Origin of the sequence: Shewanella sp. LZH-2 (genome assembly GCF_016859145.1) — a bacterium.
GTDB classification, from domain to species: domain Bacteria; phylum Pseudomonadota; class Gammaproteobacteria; order Enterobacterales; family Shewanellaceae; genus Shewanella; species Shewanella xiamenensis.
In genome coordinates this window covers 3,622,146-3,639,516 of the sequence record NZ_CP069350.1, presented here as the reverse complement: position 1 = coordinate 3,639,516, position 17,371 = coordinate 3,622,146, and the positions used below count along the sequence as shown (strand labels likewise).

The 17,371-nt window shown below is 49.3% G+C and carries 14 protein-coding genes and 1 riboswitch; of the genes, 11 read left to right on the top strand and 3 right to left on the bottom strand.

Annotated elements, in window-relative coordinates:
- Positions 1 to 83 precede the first annotated feature (83 nt).
- Positions 84 to 3,818, bottom strand: coding sequence for a methionine synthase (metH, locus tag JM642_RS16060; RefSeq protein ID WP_037428437.1), 3,735 nt, complete (start codon positions 3,816 to 3,818; stop codon positions 84 to 86).
- 216 nt (positions 3,819 to 4,034) lie between these two features.
- Here metH and JM642_RS16055 point away from each other — a divergent pair, with 216 nt between their 5' ends.
- From JM642_RS16055 to JM642_RS16005, 11 genes are all read left to right on the top strand, one after another.
- Entirely contained in the window at positions 4,035 to 4,757 is a 723-nt protein-coding gene (locus JM642_RS16055; RefSeq protein ID WP_203432144.1) for a histidine phosphatase family protein, read from the top strand.
- A gap of 175 nt (positions 4,758 to 4,932) precedes the next feature.
- Positions 4,933 to 5,164, top strand: a riboswitch (cobalamin riboswitch).
- 123 nt (positions 5,165 to 5,287) lie between these two features.
- A complete protein-coding gene (locus JM642_RS16050; RefSeq protein WP_037414795.1) occupies positions 5,288 to 6,175 on the top strand; it encodes an ABC transporter ATP-binding protein in 888 nt (295 codons plus the stop codon).
- A complete protein-coding gene (locus JM642_RS16045) occupies positions 6,172 to 7,311 on the top strand; it encodes an iron ABC transporter permease (RefSeq protein ID WP_052184009.1) in 1,140 nt (379 codons plus the stop codon). The genes JM642_RS16050 and JM642_RS16045 overlap by 4 nt, the downstream gene beginning before the upstream one ends.
- A gap of 144 nt (positions 7,312 to 7,455) precedes the next feature.
- Positions 7,456 to 8,508, top strand: a complete 1,053-nt coding sequence (gene cobT, locus JM642_RS16040; RefSeq protein WP_047538319.1) for a nicotinate-nucleotide--dimethylbenzimidazole phosphoribosyltransferase — start codon at positions 7,456 to 7,458, stop codon at positions 8,506 to 8,508.
- A gap of 91 nt (positions 8,509 to 8,599) precedes the next feature.
- Entirely contained in the window at positions 8,600 to 9,388 is a 789-nt protein-coding gene (locus tag JM642_RS16035) for an adenosylcobinamide-GDP ribazoletransferase (protein WP_037414785.1), read from the top strand.
- The gene (gene cobU, locus JM642_RS16030; RefSeq protein WP_169547417.1) at positions 9,385 to 9,984 is read left to right on the top strand and encodes a bifunctional adenosylcobinamide kinase/adenosylcobinamide-phosphate guanylyltransferase; all 600 of its coding nucleotides are present in this window, start codon (positions 9,385 to 9,387) and stop codon (positions 9,982 to 9,984) included. Before JM642_RS16035 ends, cobU begins: the two co-directional genes overlap by 4 nt.
- A gap of 212 nt (positions 9,985 to 10,196) precedes the next feature.
- Positions 10,197 to 11,729: a cobyric acid synthase gene (locus tag JM642_RS16025; protein ID WP_239000517.1), complete on the top strand. Its 1,533-nt coding sequence runs from the start codon at positions 10,197 to 10,199 to the stop codon at positions 11,727 to 11,729.
- A gap of 15 nt (positions 11,730 to 11,744) precedes the next feature.
- Positions 11,745 to 12,368 (top strand): cob(I)yrinic acid a,c-diamide adenosyltransferase, encoded by a 624-nt coding sequence (cobO, locus tag JM642_RS16020; protein WP_172587401.1) that lies wholly within the window; start codon positions 11,745 to 11,747, stop codon positions 12,366 to 12,368.
- 147 nt (positions 12,369 to 12,515) lie between these two features.
- Complete coding sequence (locus JM642_RS16015; RefSeq protein ID WP_203432142.1) at positions 12,516 to 13,541, top strand: DUF2235 domain-containing protein; 1,026 nt, start codon at positions 12,516 to 12,518, stop codon at positions 13,539 to 13,541.
- Positions 13,542 to 13,556: 15 nt separating this feature from the next.
- The gene (locus tag JM642_RS16010) at positions 13,557 to 14,381 is read left to right on the top strand and encodes a cobalamin-binding protein (protein WP_203432141.1); all 825 of its coding nucleotides are present in this window, start codon (positions 13,557 to 13,559) and stop codon (positions 14,379 to 14,381) included.
- 91 nt (positions 14,382 to 14,472) lie between these two features.
- Entirely contained in the window at positions 14,473 to 14,856 is a 384-nt protein-coding gene (locus JM642_RS16005) for an MAPEG family protein (RefSeq protein ID WP_144374760.1), read from the top strand.
- 187 nt (positions 14,857 to 15,043) lie between these two features.
- On the opposite strand, the gene JM642_RS16000 is transcribed toward JM642_RS16005, so the two are convergent.
- Together JM642_RS16000 and JM642_RS15995 are read right to left on the bottom strand one after the other, a co-directional pair.
- Entirely contained in the window at positions 15,044 to 16,312 is a 1,269-nt protein-coding gene (locus tag JM642_RS16000; protein WP_037421611.1) for a NupC/NupG family nucleoside CNT transporter, read from the bottom strand.
- A gap of 117 nt (positions 16,313 to 16,429) precedes the next feature.
- Complete coding sequence (locus JM642_RS15995; RefSeq protein WP_144345938.1) at positions 16,430 to 17,215, bottom strand: 5'-methylthioadenosine/S-adenosylhomocysteine nucleosidase; 786 nt, start codon at positions 17,213 to 17,215, stop codon at positions 16,430 to 16,432.
- Between the last annotated feature and the right edge of the window lie 156 nt (positions 17,216 to 17,371).

The window sequence follows — 17,371 nt, the reverse complement described above, 5'->3', positions numbered from 1 at the left end:
GGTGTGGGGTGAAGCCCCACGACCTTTTCGGTCGCAAGACCGATCTTAGATCTCAAACCGCGTTAGCGTAATCTAAATCCCGATTACTCGGGATCATAGTCAAGCACTGGCGCTAGCCACTTCTCCGTCTCTGCAACAGTCATCCCTTTACGCTTCGCGTAATCCTCCACCTGATCGCGACCAATATTACTCACGCCAAAGTAGCGGGATTTCGGGTGGGCAAAGTACCAGCCCGATACTGCGGCGGTAGGGAACATGGCGTAGCTTTCGGTAATGTTTAAGTCGATGGTTTCATTCGGCTTTAACAGTTCCCACAACAGGCCTTTTTCGGTGTGATCCGGGCAAGCGGGGTAACCCGGTGCAGGGCGAATGCCCTTGTATTTTTCGCGAATTAACGCCTCGTTATCGAGCTGCTCATCGGCGGCATAACCCCAAAACTCTTTACGTACGCGCTCGTGCATCCGCTCGGCAAAGGCTTCGGCTAAACGGTCGGCTAAACACTTGAGCATAATGGCGTTGTAGTCATCATGGTTCGCCTCAAAGCGGGCGATATGCTCATCAATCCCATGGCCTGCGGTAACCGCAAAGCCGCCCATATAGTCGGCAACGCCTGAGTCTTTGGGCGCGACAAAATCGGCCAGACAGAAGTTATCGTTACCGACCCGCTCAAGTTGCATCCGCAGGTGATGGGTGGTCAGCTCAACCTCTGTGCGAGTCTCATCTGTGTACAGCTCAATATCATCGAAGTTGACGGTATTGGCGGGGAATAGCCCAATCACGCCCTTGGCGGTGAGCCATTTTTCTTCGATGATTTTTGTAAGCATCGCCTGACCATCGGCGAACAGCTTTTGCGCCTCAACGCCGACTACTTTGTCGGTTAAGATTTCAGGGTAATGACCGTGCAGCTCCCATGCGCGGAAGAAGGGCGTCCAGTCGATGCGGTCGACTAAATCGGTTAATGGATAGTCTTCAAATACTTGGCGACCGAGCACGTTAGGTTTGAATGGGGTGTAGTTGGCCCAATCGTGCTGGCAGCGGTTTTGACGGGCGGCCTCTAGCGAGACGATTTCCTTACGCTTAGCTTGGGATAAACGCTTGGTGCGCATATCGTCATACTCGGCGTAGGTTTCATCAATGGTCGCTTGGCGAGTTTCATTGCTGACTAGCTTGCTGACCATAGGCACTGCGCGCGAGGCATCGGCAATGTAAATCGCGCCATGGGGATAATGCGGCGCAATCTTCACCGCAGTATGGATTTTCGAGCAGGTAGCGCCGCCGATAATCGCTGGAATGGTGAGCCCTTCACGGTGGAAGGTTTTCACATTGTGCACCATCTCATCGAGGCTTGGGGTGATAAGCCCTGACATGCCGATAATATCGATATTGTGTTCTTTCACCGCCTCAAGAATGCGCTCTACTGACACCATCACGCCTAAATCGAACACTTCAAAGCCATTGCAGGCAAGCACCACGCCGACAATATTCTTGCCGATATCGTGCACATCGCCTTTTACGGTCACCATCAAAATCTTACCGTTCGACTGACCTGCGACTTTTTCTTTTTCAATAAAGGGATTGAGGTAGGCCACGGCCTTTTTCATCACCCGCGCGGATTTGACCACCTGTGGCAGGAACATTTTACCCGAGCCAAACAGGTCGCCGACGATATTCATACCGTCCATTAGCGGGCCTTCAATCACATCCAGCGGACGGGAGGCAGCTTGGCGAGCCGCTTCAGTATCTTCGTCGATAAATTCGGTGATGCCTTTCACCAGCGCATGGGCGAGACGTTGATTAACTGGCCATGAGCGCCATTCTAAATCTTCTTTTTTAGCGGCACTTGAGCCATCGCCACGGAATTTTTCAGCAATATCAAGCAATTGCTCGGTATTGCTCGAGCCTTCAACCGGGCAAGGCAGGTTGAGCACCACGTTCTCGACCCGTACTTTAAGCTCTGGGTCGATATCGTCAAAAATCGCTAACTGGCCCGCGTTGACAATCCCCATATCCATACCGACTTTAATCGCGTGGTACAGGAATACTGCGTGAATCGCCTCACGCACTGGGTTGTTACCGCGGAAGGAGAACGACACGTTCGATACCCCGCCCGAAATCATCGCGTGGGGCAGGGTGGCCTTAATTTCTTTAATGGCATCAATAAAATCGACAGCATAGTTATCGTGCTCATCGATACCCGTGGCAATGGCGAAGATGTTCGGGTCGAAGATAATGTCTTCGGGCGGAAAGCCGACCTTATCGACCAGCACGCGGTAGGCGCGGGTACAGATTTCGACTTTGCGCGCCTTCGTATCGGCTTGGCCTTGCTCGTCGAACGCCATAATAATGGCCGCCGCGCCGTAGCGTTTAACGAGGGTTGCCTGCTCGATAAACTTCTCTTCGCCTTCTTTGAGGGAGATAGAGTTAACAATACCCTTGCCTTGAATACATTTGAGGCCCGCTTCAATCACTTCCCACTTCGAGGAGTCGATCATAATCGGCACGCGGCTGATATCTGGCTCAGAGGCGATAAGATTTAAGAACTTATGCATCACCTCCACGCCATCGAGCATGCCTTCGTCCATGTTGATGTCGATGATCTGCGCGCCGCTTTCTACCTGTTCACGGGCGACATCGAGCGCCTGTTCGAACTTGCCTTCTTTGATCAGCTTTAAAAATTTGGCCGAGCCAGTAACGTTGGTGCGCTCACCCACGTTCACAAACAGGGTTTGGGCGTCGATAGTGAGCGGTTCCAAACCTGCTAAACGGCAGGCGACGGGGATCTCGGGTAATACGCGCGGGGCAAACGGTTCCACCGCTTCGCGAATGACCTTAATATGCTCGGGTGTGCTACCACAGCAGCCGCCAATAATGTTGAGCATGCCTTCACGGGCCCATTCTTGGATAACGCTGGCCATGTCTTTTGGGGTTTCATCGTAACCGCCAAACTCGTTTGGTAGACCCGCGTTAGGGTGCGCCGACACATAACATTCGGCGATGCGTGACAGTTCTTCAACGTAGGGACGCAGCTCTTTTGGCCCAAGGGCGCAGTTAAGGCCGATAGATAACGGCTTGATATGGCGAAGGGAGTTATAAAAGGCTTCGGTGGTTTGTCCGGTAAGGGTTCGGCCCGAGGCATCGGTAATAGTGCCGGAGATCATCACTGGCAAACGTGCTGGCGAGTTAGCGCCAAAGAGTTCATCGAACACGGTTTCGATGGCAAATAATGCGGCCTTAGCGTTTAAGGTATCGAAGATGGTCTCGACCATAATGATATCGGCGCCGCCTTCAATCAGGGCGCGGGTCGATTCGCAGTAAGCGGTCACTAACTCATCAAAGTGGATATTACGATATCCGGGATCGTTAACATCGGGGCTGATAGAGCAGGTACGGTTAGTGGGTCCTAACACACCGGCGACATAACGTGGTTTACCCGTGGCTTTTTCGATTTCATCACAGGCCTCACGGGCGAGGCGCGCACCTTCACGGTTAATTTCGGCGGACAGCGACTGCATATCGTAGTCGGCCATGGCGATAGTGGTGGCGTTGAAAGTGTTGGTTTCAATAATATCGGCACCAGCTAATAGGTAGTCGGTGTGAATTTGTTTGATGATGTGTGGCTGTGTGAGCACTAAGAGATCGTTATTGCCCTTAACGTCGGTATGCCAATCCTTGAAACGCTCGCCACGGTAATCGGCTTCTTCTAGCTTGTAGCCTTGGATCATAGTGCCCATGGCGCCGTCTAAAATTAGAATGCGCTTTGACAACTGGTTGCGAATGTCTGCCAGTGTTTGGCTGGCTCGATGGAGAGATATCGCCATAAATGATTACCTTTACTACAGCTAAGTTGAGTCCAAAAATATGCAATTCTGCGGTAAATTGCATTTTATTATTGAATGTCGTTCGTTATGATTTGGACATTTATACGTATAGACGTCCATAATACGCGACATCGGATTGTCAGGGCAAGGTGAAAGTCATTAGGAGCGAGAATCTAGAATCTAGAATCTAGATCCTAAGATTTTTAAAAGGCATATATGAAACAAGTTCGCTTATTACTGTTACGCCACGGGGAATGCGAAGGCGGGGCGATTTTACGTGGCAGAGTCGATGTTCCACTGAGCGAGAAGGGCTGGCGGCAGATGTCAGCGGCAGTCACTTTGCAGGCCAGAGAGTGCCACGGTATTTACAGCTCTACCTCAAGGCGCTGCGCTGAATTTGCCAAGGTGTTGGCGCTGGAGCCGCATTCCAGCTTGTCTGGGAGTTCACATTTAGCTGCACCAACGCCTTCGCCGCTTGAGGTCAACCTGCTGGAGGATCTACAGGAAATGGATTTTGGCGATTGGGATGGTCGCTTGCTCGATGAGTTATATCAACAGGATGGTGAGCGCATGGCGGCCTATTGGCAAGATCCTTGGACCGTGTCGCCGCCCAATGGTGAAACGATGGCAAGTTTTGAGGCTCGTATCGATGGCGCAATAGAGCAGATCCTCAATAAAGAGTTTGCCCTGCTGGCGTTGGATGATGAACAGGCCCACGGCGAGTGTAATGCCGATGCACCCACAGCCAATATCTGGGTTTTGACCCACGGCGGGGTGATCCGTCATTTAATGGCAAGAGCATTGGGGGCGGTGAGAACGGTAGGGTTTTACAGTCAACTGACTTTACCGGTTGCCGCGGTGGTGACGATTAATGTACTCGAAGATAAACATGGGACTCGATACTGGCGCTTAGACTGGCCATCGGGCCATGCTGATTGAGTTTGAAATCTTATGCTAAATGGGATGATGAACATTTTCTGATTTAAACTGCATTGCCTAATGAGCAAGATATAGGATAATGCTTTTCCCTGACGTTTGAGCCAGATAGCACATTGTGTTCGCTAAGTTTAAATGTCGCAGAAATAGGTGTTGGGAATTTCGCTTTATCCTGCGCTATTCGCTTAAGGCAATAGTCGTTATAAACGCCGAATCAACCCAAACATAATAGGGAATCGGGGTGCTGCCCGTCAGCCTGCCCGAACTGTACCCGCAACTGTGAGTAGTTAAAAGAAGTGCCTAGAACCTAGAGCCTAGAATCTAGAACCTAGAACCTAGAACCTAGAACCTAGAACCTAGAACCTTCTTTGCTACAAGTCAGGAGACCTGCCTATTTCTGTTTTCGCTGCGTGCAGCCTTAGTTCTCGAGCGGGTGACTCGAGGGAGCAGAAAATGATATTGATACGTTTCGCCCTGTGGCCCATGGTGCTACTGGGTTTGGGTACAAAATATGCCTGTGGGAGCTGCTTTAAATGAAGCCTTCCACGTCAACAGATGTGCAATCTTCGGCGGTGCTAGCTAATGTGGCACTCAATGTCAGCCAATTAAGTTGGACCATCGAAGGCAAAACCATTCTTTCAGGGATTAACTTTGCCCTACAACGCGGTGAAATGCTGGGATTAATCGGCCCTAACGGTGCGGGTAAATCCAGTTTACTGCGTTGTATATATCGTTTTATTCGCCCAACTCTGGGGCAAATCAGTTTGTTTTCGCAGGACATTAACGAGCTTTCGCCCAAGGCATTTGCCTGCAAAGTAGCTGTGGTGCAGCAGGATACGCCGCACTATTTTGATATGACCACAGAGCAACTCGTTGCTATGGGGCTCACGCCCCACAAAGGGATGTTCGATACTAATTCCAGCGGTGATAGTGAAAAAATTATCAAGGCGCTTGAAAAGGTAGGTCTTAGCCATAAGCGCTATCAGCAATATGAGCGGCTCTCCGGTGGCGAGAAACAACGGGCACTGATTGCCCGCGCTATTGTGCAACAACCTCAGTTACTGATTTTAGATGAACCCACAAACCACCTCGATGTGCGCTATCAAATACAAATTTTGGAGTTGGTTCGAAGCCTTGGCATTAGTGTCATTGCCTCTATTCATGATCTGAATTTAGCAAGTGCCCTGTGTGATAGTTTGCTGCTACTGGATAAGGGGCAAGTGAGCGCCATGGGCACGCCGAGTGAGGTATTAACAGAGGAGCGCATTGCCCAAGTTTTTGGTGTTTGCGCTCAAGTGATGCCCCATCCACAACATGCCAATCCTTTAATTAATTACTTTTATGGTTATCAAAAATCACCGACGGATGATGTGGTTGTATCCGCTCCCCATAACATCAACGGGGAGATAAACACGCCATGATTCACACGTTTAAGCTGATAATGATGAATCTTTTAACCCATATTTTAACGCCATTAACCCGCCAGCAATGGCTGATTCTTGGCTTGGTGGGTTTTGCTCTGCTGACCCCGATTGCGGCCGCCAGTTTTGGCGCGGCAAATATCAGCTTTTTAGATGTGCTGCATGTGTTTATTAAATTATTCAATCAATTTTTCGCCAACGACGATGCGTCAACTGCCGCCTCGATGACGGAGCGGATTGTGATGGAATTAAGGTTGCCACGGATATTGCTCGCGTTTGTGGCGGGGGCGGGGCTGTCTTTAGCGGGCAGTGTGCTGCAAACCGTAACGCGCAATCCCCTTGCTGACCCTTATTTATTTGGCATTAGTTCAGGTGCCTCCTTTGGCGCTGTGGTGATGCTGACCTTGTTTACTGGCTCTGGTCTATTCGGTAATGCGGGCGTTATTGCCAATTCGGGGATTTTTAGTGGCTCGGGAATGTTTGCTGGGCTCCTGTGGTTTAGTTTGCCTTTCGGCGCTTTTATTGGTGCCAGTTTATCCGTTCTTATTGTTCTCGCCTTGTCAGGGCTTGGGCTCAACAGCCAAGTTGAGCGCATGCTGCTCTCTGGGGTGGCAACATCGTTTATGTTTGGCGCATTAACCAGCCTGCTGTTGTATTTTGCCAGCCCGCAGGCCACGGCATCAGTGCTTTTTTGGAGTTTGGGCAGTTTTGCTAAGGCCAGTTGGCCGCTCTTAATTTTGCCATCCATCGTTGTATTGGTGAGTTTTTTTATCATCCTCGGTTGGAAGCGGCAGATTATGGCCCTGCAGGCGGGGGATGAAACGGCCCACACCTTAGGGGTGAATGTACCTAAATTACGCCTCAATATGTTATTGCTCTGCTCGCTAATTACCGCCGTTTTAGTGGCGACCTGTGGTGGCATAGGTTTTGTTGGATTAATGATCCCCCATACGGTGCGCTTGTTATTTCCCGGGCGTCAGCCCATTTTGCTCACCGCGTTAGTGGGCGGCTTGTTTATGGTGTGGATTGATGTGCTCGCGAGATGTTTGCTGGGCAATCAAGAACTGCCCGTTGGGATTATCACCGCCTCGATAGGCAGTTTTTTCTTTTTGCTGATTTTGCGTCGGCGCAACTAATCGAACTCGCGTTTTTCGCAGAGGATTAGCTAATTTAGTACTAAGTGCGTATGGAAAATAGCCGCTGTATGCGTCGTAGTTGTTATCGAACGAGTTATTGAAATCGAACGAGTTATTGAAATCGAATTAGTCACTGGAGTGTGAATGTCTCAATCAAGCCTGTCATTTCAAATCGAGCCTGTGAGTAAAGCGCAGGATCAGGTTATTCAACAAAAAATCGATCTTAAGACCAAGCCGCCAGGTGCCTTGGGACAACTCGAATCCTTAGCATTACAAATTGCTCGCATTCAAGGGCCACAACAATTGCAGATAGTCAAACCGACCATGTTGGTATTTGCAGGGGATCACGGCATTGCTGCTGAAGGGGTTTCGATTGCCCCAAGTGAAGTCACCCACCAAATGGTGCAAAACTTTGCCCACGGCGGCGCGGCCATTAATGTGTTTTGTCGCCAATTAGGTTTTACGCTTGAAGTGATCGATTGCGGTATTTTGACACCCGTTGAGGGGCTAGAAGGGATTATCGATCAACGTCTTGGCGCGGGTACTGCTGCTATTCATTTGGAACCCGCCATGCCTTTAACGAGTGTGGATAAGGGCTTTGATATGGCGCGGGAGCTTATTGAGCGTCACCATCAAGCGGGCTGTAATCTGGTTGCGTTTGGTGAAATGGGGATTGGCAACACGTCCTCTGCCGCGGCAATTATGGCGGCGATTATGCAGCTAGATGTGGCTGAATGTGTGGGGCGCGGTACAGGCATTAATAGCGACACTTTAGCGCGTAAGTTAACCTTGGTAGAGCTGGCGTTGCTATCGCATCAAAGTGCGCTTAGTGGGCCAAAACAAGTGCTTGCTTGTCTTGGCGGGTTTGAAATTGTGCAAATGACAGGTGCCATGCTGGCTGCTGCTGAGCGCAAGATGTTGGTGGTTGTGGATGGTTTTATTGCGACAGCCGCCGCATTAGTGGCGGTGACGATCAATGCTAATGTACGGGATTATCTGATTTTCGCCCATTGCTCCGAGGAGCAAGGCCATCAACGTATGTTGGAATATTTGCAAGCTAAACCCTTGTTATCTTTGGGGCTTAGATTAGGTGAAGGCACGGGTGCAGCCTTAGCATTGCCGTTAATTCAAGCCGCAGTAAATTTTTACAATCAAATGGCGAGTTTTAGTGATGCAGGGATTGAGGCTGTTGTATGATGTGCCTGCTAACTTATTTAAAATAATAACGTTTAGCCAATCGTTTTAACTTTAAACCCTGCAGCAAGTGTGTATTCACTAAGGATGCTTTATGTCAGAACGCGAAAGCTGGCACAAAGAGATAGATTTATTTTTTGTGGCCATGGGCTATTTTACCCGTATTCCTATGCCCAAATGGGTCGAAGTCGATGCCGATAAACTCAATAAAGCCAGCCGTTACTTTGGCTTAGTGGGTTTACTAGTGGGACTGTTAAGCGCCATCGTTTTTTGGCTGACCCAAAATTGGTTACCCGCTGGGGTGTCGGTATTGCTGTCGATGTTAACGGGCGTACTGTTAACGGGTGGTTTCCACGAAGATGGGTTAGCCGATACCTTCGATGGGTTTGGTGGCGGTTGGACGGCTGAAGACAAGCTGCGCATTATGAAGGATTCGCGCCTTGGTAGTTATGGTGCCTTGGCCTTGATTATTGTCTTGATGCTTAAATGGCAATTATTGGTGGAATTAGCGCTTTATGACCCTGTAGTTGCTGGTTCGGCGATGATTGTCGCCCATACTGTGAGCCGTGTGGTGGCCGCGAGCCTTATTTTCACCGAAAAATATGTGCGCGACGATGAGTCCAGTAAATCTAAGCCGTTAGCGCAGCACCAAGGCATTAATGAACTGTTTATTTTGATCGCCAGTGGTGTGTTAGTGCTGTTGGTGTTAAAGGGGATTGCTGCACTGTCGCTGTTGTTGATTATGATCGGATTGCGCCGTTTGATCGTGGTGATCTTTAGACGTCAAATTGGCGGCTATACAGGCGATACCTTAGGCGCTGCGCAGCAAATTTGTGAAATTGTGTGTTACTTCGTGCTGCTCGTTGTAGGTAGCATTCTGTGATCCATTTAGTGCTGGGCGGCGCTCGTAGCGGTAAGAGCCGTTACGGTGAAACCTTAGTACGCCAGTATACGGCTTTAGGATTCGATGCCTGCTACGTCGCAACCGCGCAGGCACTCGATGCTGAAATGGCCAGTCGGATCCGTTTGCATCAAGATGGTCGTGCCCAGGACGATATCGACTGGCAGTTGATTGAAGAACCCTTGGCATTAACCGCCAAGCTTAAGCATTTAGCTAAGCCGGGGCGGGTGATTATGGTGGATTGCTTAACGCTTTGGTTAACTAATCAATTACTTGCAGTCCAGCCACAGGCTGAGCCAGCTTCGACCGAATCAGATTTTGCCCTAGCGGTTGCGACATCATCTCAACACGATGTGTTAGTCCACTGGCGACAGGCAAAAACGGATTTTGTCAGTGCGTTAAATACACTTGAAGGTGTGGTGATTTTAATCAGTAATGAAGTAGGCTCAGGCATTGTGCCCTTGGGGGAACTGAGTCGCCAATTTGTGGATGAAGCTGGCTGGTTAAACCAAGATGTTGCTGCGGTTGCGGATAATGTGACCTTAGTGGTGGCGGGTTTACCGCTGACGCTTAAATGAGCTGGTGCATTTAAATCGAGTTGTGAATGTTATTTTGAGCCGCTTTTGCATTTAGTTCGTATAAAAAGATGCGCCTTTTATCTTATTTCCTCTATTGAGTGATGTCCTTGTCCTTGCCCATGCATTCACATAACGTTGCTGATCCCACGGCAACCAATCAAACGTCAACCGCTAGTTTGCCTAAAACACCGTCCCAAGGCGTCAAAGTATTAATGGTGCAGGGCACCACCTCTGATGCGGGTAAAAGTACGTTGGTGGCGGGAATTTGCCGATTGCTAGTCCGTCAGGGGGTCAACGTCGCGCCTTTTAAACCACAGAATATGGCGCTTAATAGTGCTGTGACTGTTGATGGTGGCGAGATTGGCCGCGCACAGGCGCTGCAAGCTGCGGCCTGTTATTTAGCGCCACATACTGATTTTAATCCGATTTTACTCAAACCCAGTTCAGATACGGGCGCCCAAATTATTGTGCAGGGTAAAGCGTTAACGACACTCGAAGCCTCGGCTTTTTTTGGAGAAAAATCGAAAGCTTATAAAGCCATGGCCCTTAATGCCGTGCTGGACTCCTTTAAACGCCTAGGTCAGCAATATCACACCATTGTGGTTGAAGGGGCGGGGAGCCCGGCTGAAATCAACCTGCGTGCAGGGGATATTGCCAATATGGGTTTTGCTGAAGCGGTTGACTGCCCGGTGATTATTATTGCCGATATCGACAAAGGCGGCGTCTTTGCCCATTTGGTCGGGACCTTGGCGCTGTTATCCGAGTCAGAACAGGCGCGGGTAAAGGGGTTTGTGATCAATCGCTTTCGCGGTGATATCAGCCTGTTGCAGCCTGGTATTGATTGGCTTGAGACGTATACGCAAAAGCCAGTATTAGGCGTGCTGCCCTATTTGCATGATTTGCACTTAGACGCCGAGGATGCGCTCACTGACTCGCCAACAAAGCAGGCCAAGAGTCGTTTTAAGGTGCGAGTGCTGGTGTATCCACGCACCAGCAATCACACGGATGTTGATCCCCTCAGGCTGCATCCCGATATCGATTTTGATTATGTGTCACTCCAGACGCAAGCCTTAGCTCAGACGCCGGAGATCGACGCCGATCTACTTATTTTACCCGGCAGTAAGAATGTCCGAGCCGATCTGACTTTTTTGCGGGAGCAAGGCTGGGATAAGCAAATTACTAAGCATTTACGCTACGGCGGTAAAGTGCTGGGAATTTGCGGTGGTTATCAAATGCTGGGTGAGCGCATTGCCGATCCGTTAGGGATTGAAGATGTGCTCGGGACTAGCCAAGGGTTGGGTTATTTACCCATAACCACCGAATTTAAAGCTGAAAAGCAGTTACGTAGCGTCGCAGGTGAGTTGAGATTGTTAGGGCAGACTGTGGCGGTCAAAGGTTATGAGATCCACTGCGGTGAGTCCCAATATCTCACCTCCAGTGATGCCGCCAAGGGCGCACCATTACGCTTGAACAATGAGCTAACTTCCGATGAACAGGCGGAAAAGTCTTTTGCTGACGGCTGCTTAAGTGAGGACGGGCAAGTACTAGGCACTTATTTACACGGGCTATTCGACAGCCCTGAGGCGTGCCAGTTAATTCTGCGCTGGGCGGGATTAGAAGACGCACAAGCAATTGATATCAATGAAATTCGCGAACAACAGTTGAATCGTTTGGCTGATGTGCTAGCCGAACATCTAGATTTACCACAATTACAGGCAATCTTAACCGCATCAGTTAAGCCGTAGGATGAATACCAAACCATGACAACAGCAAACGATAATAACCAAGAACAATTAAAGGCTGAACGCCACAAAGCGCGCCAACAAAAACTCAAAGCGGGAGTCGATGCAAAAATTGCCGCCGCTCAGGATGAAAAGGGTATTTTGTTAGTCTTAACGGGCAATGGCAAAGGTAAGTCAACCTCTGGTTTTGGCACGGTTGCCCGCGCGGTGGGCCATGGCAAAAAAGCGGCGGTAGTGCAATTTATCAAGGGCACTTGGGAATGTGGCGAGCGTAATCTGCTTGAAGGTGCAGGCGTGACTTTTCATGTAATGGGCACAGGCTTTACCTGGGAAACCCAAGATAAAGAAAAGGATACCGCAGCCGCTCTTGTCGCTTGGGAAGCTGCCGAAGCTTTACTGCAAGACGAGAGCATTGATTGCGTGATGCTCGATGAGCTGACCTATATGGTGAGTTATCACTATCTTGATGTCGAGCGGGTACTGACTGCACTTAAAAACCGTCCACCCATGCAGCATGTGATTATCACTGGCCGCGCCTGCCACCGAGCGATTATCGAGCTGGCCGATACGGTGAGTGAAGTGCAACCCATTAAACATGCCTTCGAAGCGGGCATTAAAGCGCAGCCTGGATTTGATTATTAAGCAGAGTGAATAAGCTTAGTGAGTTTGGTGAGTGAGCAAACGCCGTAAGCAGTGCTTCAACACTAATTAAGGCTGTTGTTCCGAGATAAAATCCGTTAGCGTTCTATCGAGCGCTTTTGTGGGCATGGATAACTCAAGGATGATGCGATGAATAAACGTATTGTGATTTGTGCTGACGGGACTTGGAATCGACCCGAGAAAGACCTTAAGGTGGATTTTCCCACCAATGTGCTACGTCTGGCGCGGGCCATTAGCCCGATGGCGGCCGATGGAAAACCCCAGCAGGTGTTTTACGATTGGGGTGTGGGCTCCTATTACGATGAAGTGATTGGCGGCGCGACAGGGCGTGGGCTGCATAAAAATATCATGGATGGTTACCGCTATATCGTGCAGAACTACTCCCCTGGCGATGAGATTTATCTCTTTGGCTTTAGCCGAGGCGCATACACAGTGCGTTGCCTGTGTGGCCTTATCAATAACTGCGGTATTCTTAAGCGCCCCGATGCGAGGCTTATCCAACAAGCCTTTGACCACTATAAAAAAAGCAGCGCACCCTTTGCTCCAAGCGGCGATAAATCCGTTGAGTTTAGACAAAAGCACAGCCACGAATCACGGGAGATTAAGTTTGTTGGGGTGTGGGATACGGTAGGCGCTATGGGGATCCCGATTTCTTTCCTTGGCTTATTTGAAGATAAAGATGAGTTTTACGACACTAAAATTGGTCGCAATGTGCGGGTTGCCCGCCATGCCTTGGCGATAGACGAACACCGCAGCGACTTTGAGCCCACTATCTGGCAATTGCGCGACAATATGGATATGCAGCAAGTGTGGTTTGCGGGGGCCCATAGCAATATTGGCGGCAGTTATCAGCCGGATAAAGATGGCTCTTTATTGTCGGATAATGCCCTTGCGTGGATGATCGCTGAGGCTGAGCGGTTTAATTTAAGTCTCGAGCCACATTTAACCCCTAATCCCTTGGCGACGCTGCACGATTCACGCCGTAGTTTTTATCGGATTAAGCAGCCGTATTTGCGGCCGCTTGACCCGAATGTTGCGCCGGTATTGTTGCATCATTCGGTCAAGGTGCGTTGGGATCAAGATCCTCAGTATCGCCCTAAAAACTTGCAGACCTACCTTGAAAAATATGGCTGGCCAGAAAAGTTAATCGATTAAATCATAAGGAATTTCATGTTAATTCGACGCATTATTATCCTAGGTGTCAGTCTTGCCCTGTTACCTATATCTGCTATGGCAGAGCCAGCAAAACGTATTATTGCGTTGTCTCCCCACGCGGTTGAAATGCTCTATGCCATTGGTGCGGGAGAGGCGATTGTGGCCGCCACAGATTATGCGGATTATCCCGAAGCGGCGAAAAAAATTCCTAGTATTGGTGGTTATTATGGTATTCAGATTGAGCGCGTATTAGAACTTAATCCCGATCTGATCGTGGTGTGGGATACGGGCAATAAAGCCGAGGATATCAATCAACTCAAAAGCTTAGGTTTTAAACTGTACAGCAGCTCCCCAAACACCCTTGAAGATGTTGCCAAAGAAATTGAAGAGTTAGGCCAATTAACGGGGCATGAGGAGCAGGCTAATCAAGTGGCAACGGATTATCGCCGCGAGCTGCTTCGACTCCGCAATGAAAACGCCGCTAAATCTGAGCCTAAAGTGTTTTATCAGTTGTGGTCGACGCCCTTAATGACGGTTGCGAAAAACAGTTGGATCCAGCAGATTATTGGCGTGTGCCATGGGCAAAATGTCTTCTATGATGCGGCGAGTGATTATCCGCAGGTGAGTCTTGAGAATGTGCTACTGACCTTGCCCGAGGTGATTTTACAAAGCGAAGAAGAAGGCAATGTTAAAGGGATTGATTGGCGTAAATGGACCGAAATCCCCGCCGTTAAAAACCAGCATATTTATCAATTAAATGCCGATTTATTACACCGCGCGACGCCTAGAGCTTTACTTGGTGTAAAGGCCGTTTGCGATGCCTTAGATAAGGCACGTTAATCAATCGCCTTTTGCTGGTAAATTCACTGTTATAAGCGCTACAACGCACTGTTTGAGATGCATTTATTGTTCTAAGCAATAAGGAAATCCTATGAATACACTACTGACTTGTTTGTTTATCGCCATGTTATTGCCGTACTTAGCCAAAGGTCCTGTGGCCTGGGCGATGGCCAAAGCGGGTGGTTATGATAACCATCATCCTCGCAGCCAGCAGGCGCAGTTAACGGGATTTGGTGCTCGGGCGTTAGCGGGGCATCAAAATGCGTTTGAATCACTGCTAATATTTGGCTTGGCGGTGCTGACTGTAATCGCAACCGGCAAGGTGACACCTACGGCCGAATGGTTAGCCATTGTGCATATTGTGGCGCGCTTTGGGTATCAGATTTTATATCTATTAAATAAAGGCACCTTACGCTCCCTCTCTTGGTTTGTGGCGATTTTCAGTGCCTTTGGGATTTTCTTTCAAGCTTTTTAATGCTCGCCATTTTACAAATAAGTACTGGACACTGCTGAGCATTAACAGCTCAGCATCAACATCTCAAAGGTAATTGGTTGGCAAGCGTTTGTTGATAAGTGCTAGATTCCCCACTATCTGCCTAGCCTTGGTCTCGAGGCAGTTTGATATCAATGCGGCAGCTAGGGCCGCCGCATTGATGGCCGCGTTAGCTTAAGCTCATAAATAATCCTGCGATAGTCGCCGCCATAAGATTAGATAAAATCCCCGCAGCCAAGGCCTTTAGCCCGAGGGAGGCGATTTCGGAGCGGCGCTCTGGCACTAGGCCGCCAATCCCAGCAATTGCGATAGCCACAGTACCAATATTGGCAAAACCACACAGCGCAAAAGATAAAATCACTTGGGTGCGCTCAGACATTGGCAGCCCAGTGGTTGCGACTAAGGTATCGCCTGACAGGTAAGGCGCTAAGTTGATGTAGGCAAAAAATTCATTGATCACAATCTTTTGGCCAATAAAAGAGCCCGCCAGCATGGCTTCATCCCAAGAGACGCCCATTAACCAAGCCAGTGGTGCAAATAGGTAGCCAAGGATTTGTTGTAGTGTGAGACCTTCGAGGCCAAACCAAGCGCCAATACCACCGAGCATCCCATTAAATAAGGCAACTAAACTGATAAATGAAAACAACATTGCGCCTACCGCGAGGGCGAGTGAAAGTCCGCTCATGGTGCCTGTGGTGGCGGCATCAAGCAGATTGCGAGGTTGATTTTCCTCTGTGAGCTGTAGATGCGCATCGTTGATTGTTTCTGTTTGTGGGATCAAAAGCTTTGCAAACAGAAGGCCGCCGGGGGCCGCCATAAACGAGGCCGCGAGCAGGTACTCCATCTTTATACCTAATTGGGCGTAGCCCGCGAGCATAGTGCCCGCGATGGAGGCTAAACCGCCGCACATTACTGCAAATAACTCTGAGCGAGTCATACGCGGCATATAGGGTTTAATGAGTAGTGGCGCTTCAGTTACCCCTAAAAAGATGTTGGCACTGGCTGACATGGATTCTGCCTTACTGGTGTTGAGCAGTTTTTGCAGCGCCCCGCCAACGGCTTTGACCACCAGTTGCATTATCCCCAGATAATAAAGCACCGCCGACAATGCTGAGAAAAACACAATAATTGGCAATACCTTAAAAGCTATGACAAAACCGCCTGCGCCAAATAGCTCATACATTTTATCGCTAACAAGGCCGCCAAACATAAAAGACATGCCGTCATTGCTGTAGCTGATGACGTTGGAGACGGCTGCAGCCATCGAGAAGATCATCGATTGCCCCAGTGCGGAGTACATCACAAATGCCCCTAGGGCCAATTGCAGTAAAAAGGCGAGGCCGACAGTGCGGTAGTTAATGGCTCGACGGTTTTCCGAGGCCAGGTATGCAACAGCAAGTAAGGTGATGATGCCTAAGAGGCTAACTAAGATTTGCATGGATTTAATCTACATTGGAATTGCGAAACAAACGCAGGCTTGGCGATGCAAAAGCGCAGGCCAAGCTCACTGTGGATGGGCGATAAGCTAGCGTTGGCTTTATCCCGCCCTAGTCACTCATTTAGTAGTGCCTATCAGTTGTTGGATGATGTTCAGCACAAATTGCTGGCAATCCACTGCGGTCTGCGGGTCAAAGTCCTGATTGTGTTGATCGGTATTTGACAATATGCGAATGCTGACAAAGGGGAGTTTATAAGCCTCTGCCACTAACGCCGCCGCGGACGTTTCCATTTCTTCGACTGCGGTGCCGAAGGTGTGGTGTAGCCAATTGATACGGTCGAGCTCGCGATTCCATTCATCACCAGTACCTATTATTCCCTTCACAACTTTTCCCTTGGTGTATTGATGTGCTTGGGATAATGCCACCTCCACTAAGGCTGGATCAGCTTTAAAGTGGTTATGCTTGACCACTTCGCCGTGTTCACGCAGGTACATGGTCATATCGAAGTTTTGCCATTGGGTAGGGTGAATACCCTGACCCTTTGGCGTTAACTTGGTGAGATACGAACCCATATTAAAACTGGTTTCACCGATGACGATATCACCGCGATACAGCTTAGGATCATGGCCGCCAGCGGTGCCCTGATTGATGATTAGTTTGGGTCGATAGTGGGCAATGGCCAGTGTGGTCGCCGCCGCCGCGTTTGCTAAACCTATTTCAGTGCGGGATACCACGACAGGGTGGCCACTCAGTTCACCCTCCCAGAACGTCCATGATCCAAACGTGTTGATAGTGACCTTGCCAAGAGCGGCAATTAAGGTCTCAACTTCAATGTCCATCGCTCCTTGAACCAAAATAGGGGAAATTGTATTGCTGGCTGATACTTGTAGGGGATTTTGCATATTGATGTTTTAAAAAGGGGCGGTGCGGGAATGTTAGCAATCCTCACTTTGTGGAACAAACAAGGGGACTGTGAGTAAATTGTTATGTTCAAGATGATGAGCCGATTGAAATATAAGCATATTTTGATGTTAAAGGCCGTTGCAGTTGTTTTTTAA

Excerpts from the sequence above, each read along its gene's own strand:
- metH (WP_037428437.1), bottom strand. The coding sequence starts at position 3,818 with ATGGCGATATCTCTCCATCGAGCCAGCCAAACACTGGCAGACATTCGC.
- JM642_RS16045 (WP_052184009.1), top strand. The coding sequence starts at position 6,172 with ATGATTCACACGTTTAAGCTGATAATGATGAATCTTTTAACCCATATT.
- cobO (WP_172587401.1), top strand. The coding sequence starts at position 11,745 with ATGACAACAGCAAACGATAATAACCAAGAACAATTAAAGGCTGAACGC.
- JM642_RS16035 (WP_037414785.1), top strand. The coding sequence starts at position 8,600 with ATGTCAGAACGCGAAAGCTGGCACAAAGAGATAGATTTATTTTTTGTG.
- JM642_RS16005 (WP_144374760.1), top strand. The coding sequence starts at position 14,473 with ATGAATACACTACTGACTTGTTTGTTTATCGCCATGTTATTGCCGTAC.
- JM642_RS16010 (WP_203432141.1), top strand. The coding sequence starts at position 13,557 with ATGTTAATTCGACGCATTATTATCCTAGGTGTCAGTCTTGCCCTGTTA.
- JM642_RS16050 (WP_037414795.1), top strand. The coding sequence starts at position 5,288 with ATGAAGCCTTCCACGTCAACAGATGTGCAATCTTCGGCGGTGCTAGCT.
- cobT (WP_047538319.1), top strand. The coding sequence starts at position 7,456 with ATGTCTCAATCAAGCCTGTCATTTCAAATCGAGCCTGTGAGTAAAGCG.
- JM642_RS16055 (WP_203432144.1), top strand. The coding sequence starts at position 4,035 with ATGAAACAAGTTCGCTTATTACTGTTACGCCACGGGGAATGCGAAGGC.
- JM642_RS16015 (WP_203432142.1), top strand. The coding sequence starts at position 12,516 with ATGAATAAACGTATTGTGATTTGTGCTGACGGGACTTGGAATCGACCC.
- JM642_RS16000 (WP_037421611.1), bottom strand. The coding sequence starts at position 16,312 with ATGCAAATCTTAGTTAGCCTCTTAGGCATCATCACCTTACTTGCTGTT.
- JM642_RS16025 (WP_239000517.1), top strand. The coding sequence starts at position 10,197 with ATGGTGCAGGGCACCACCTCTGATGCGGGTAAAAGTACGTTGGTGGCG.
- JM642_RS15995 (WP_144345938.1), bottom strand. The coding sequence starts at position 17,215 with ATGCAAAATCCCCTACAAGTATCAGCCAGCAATACAATTTCCCCTATT.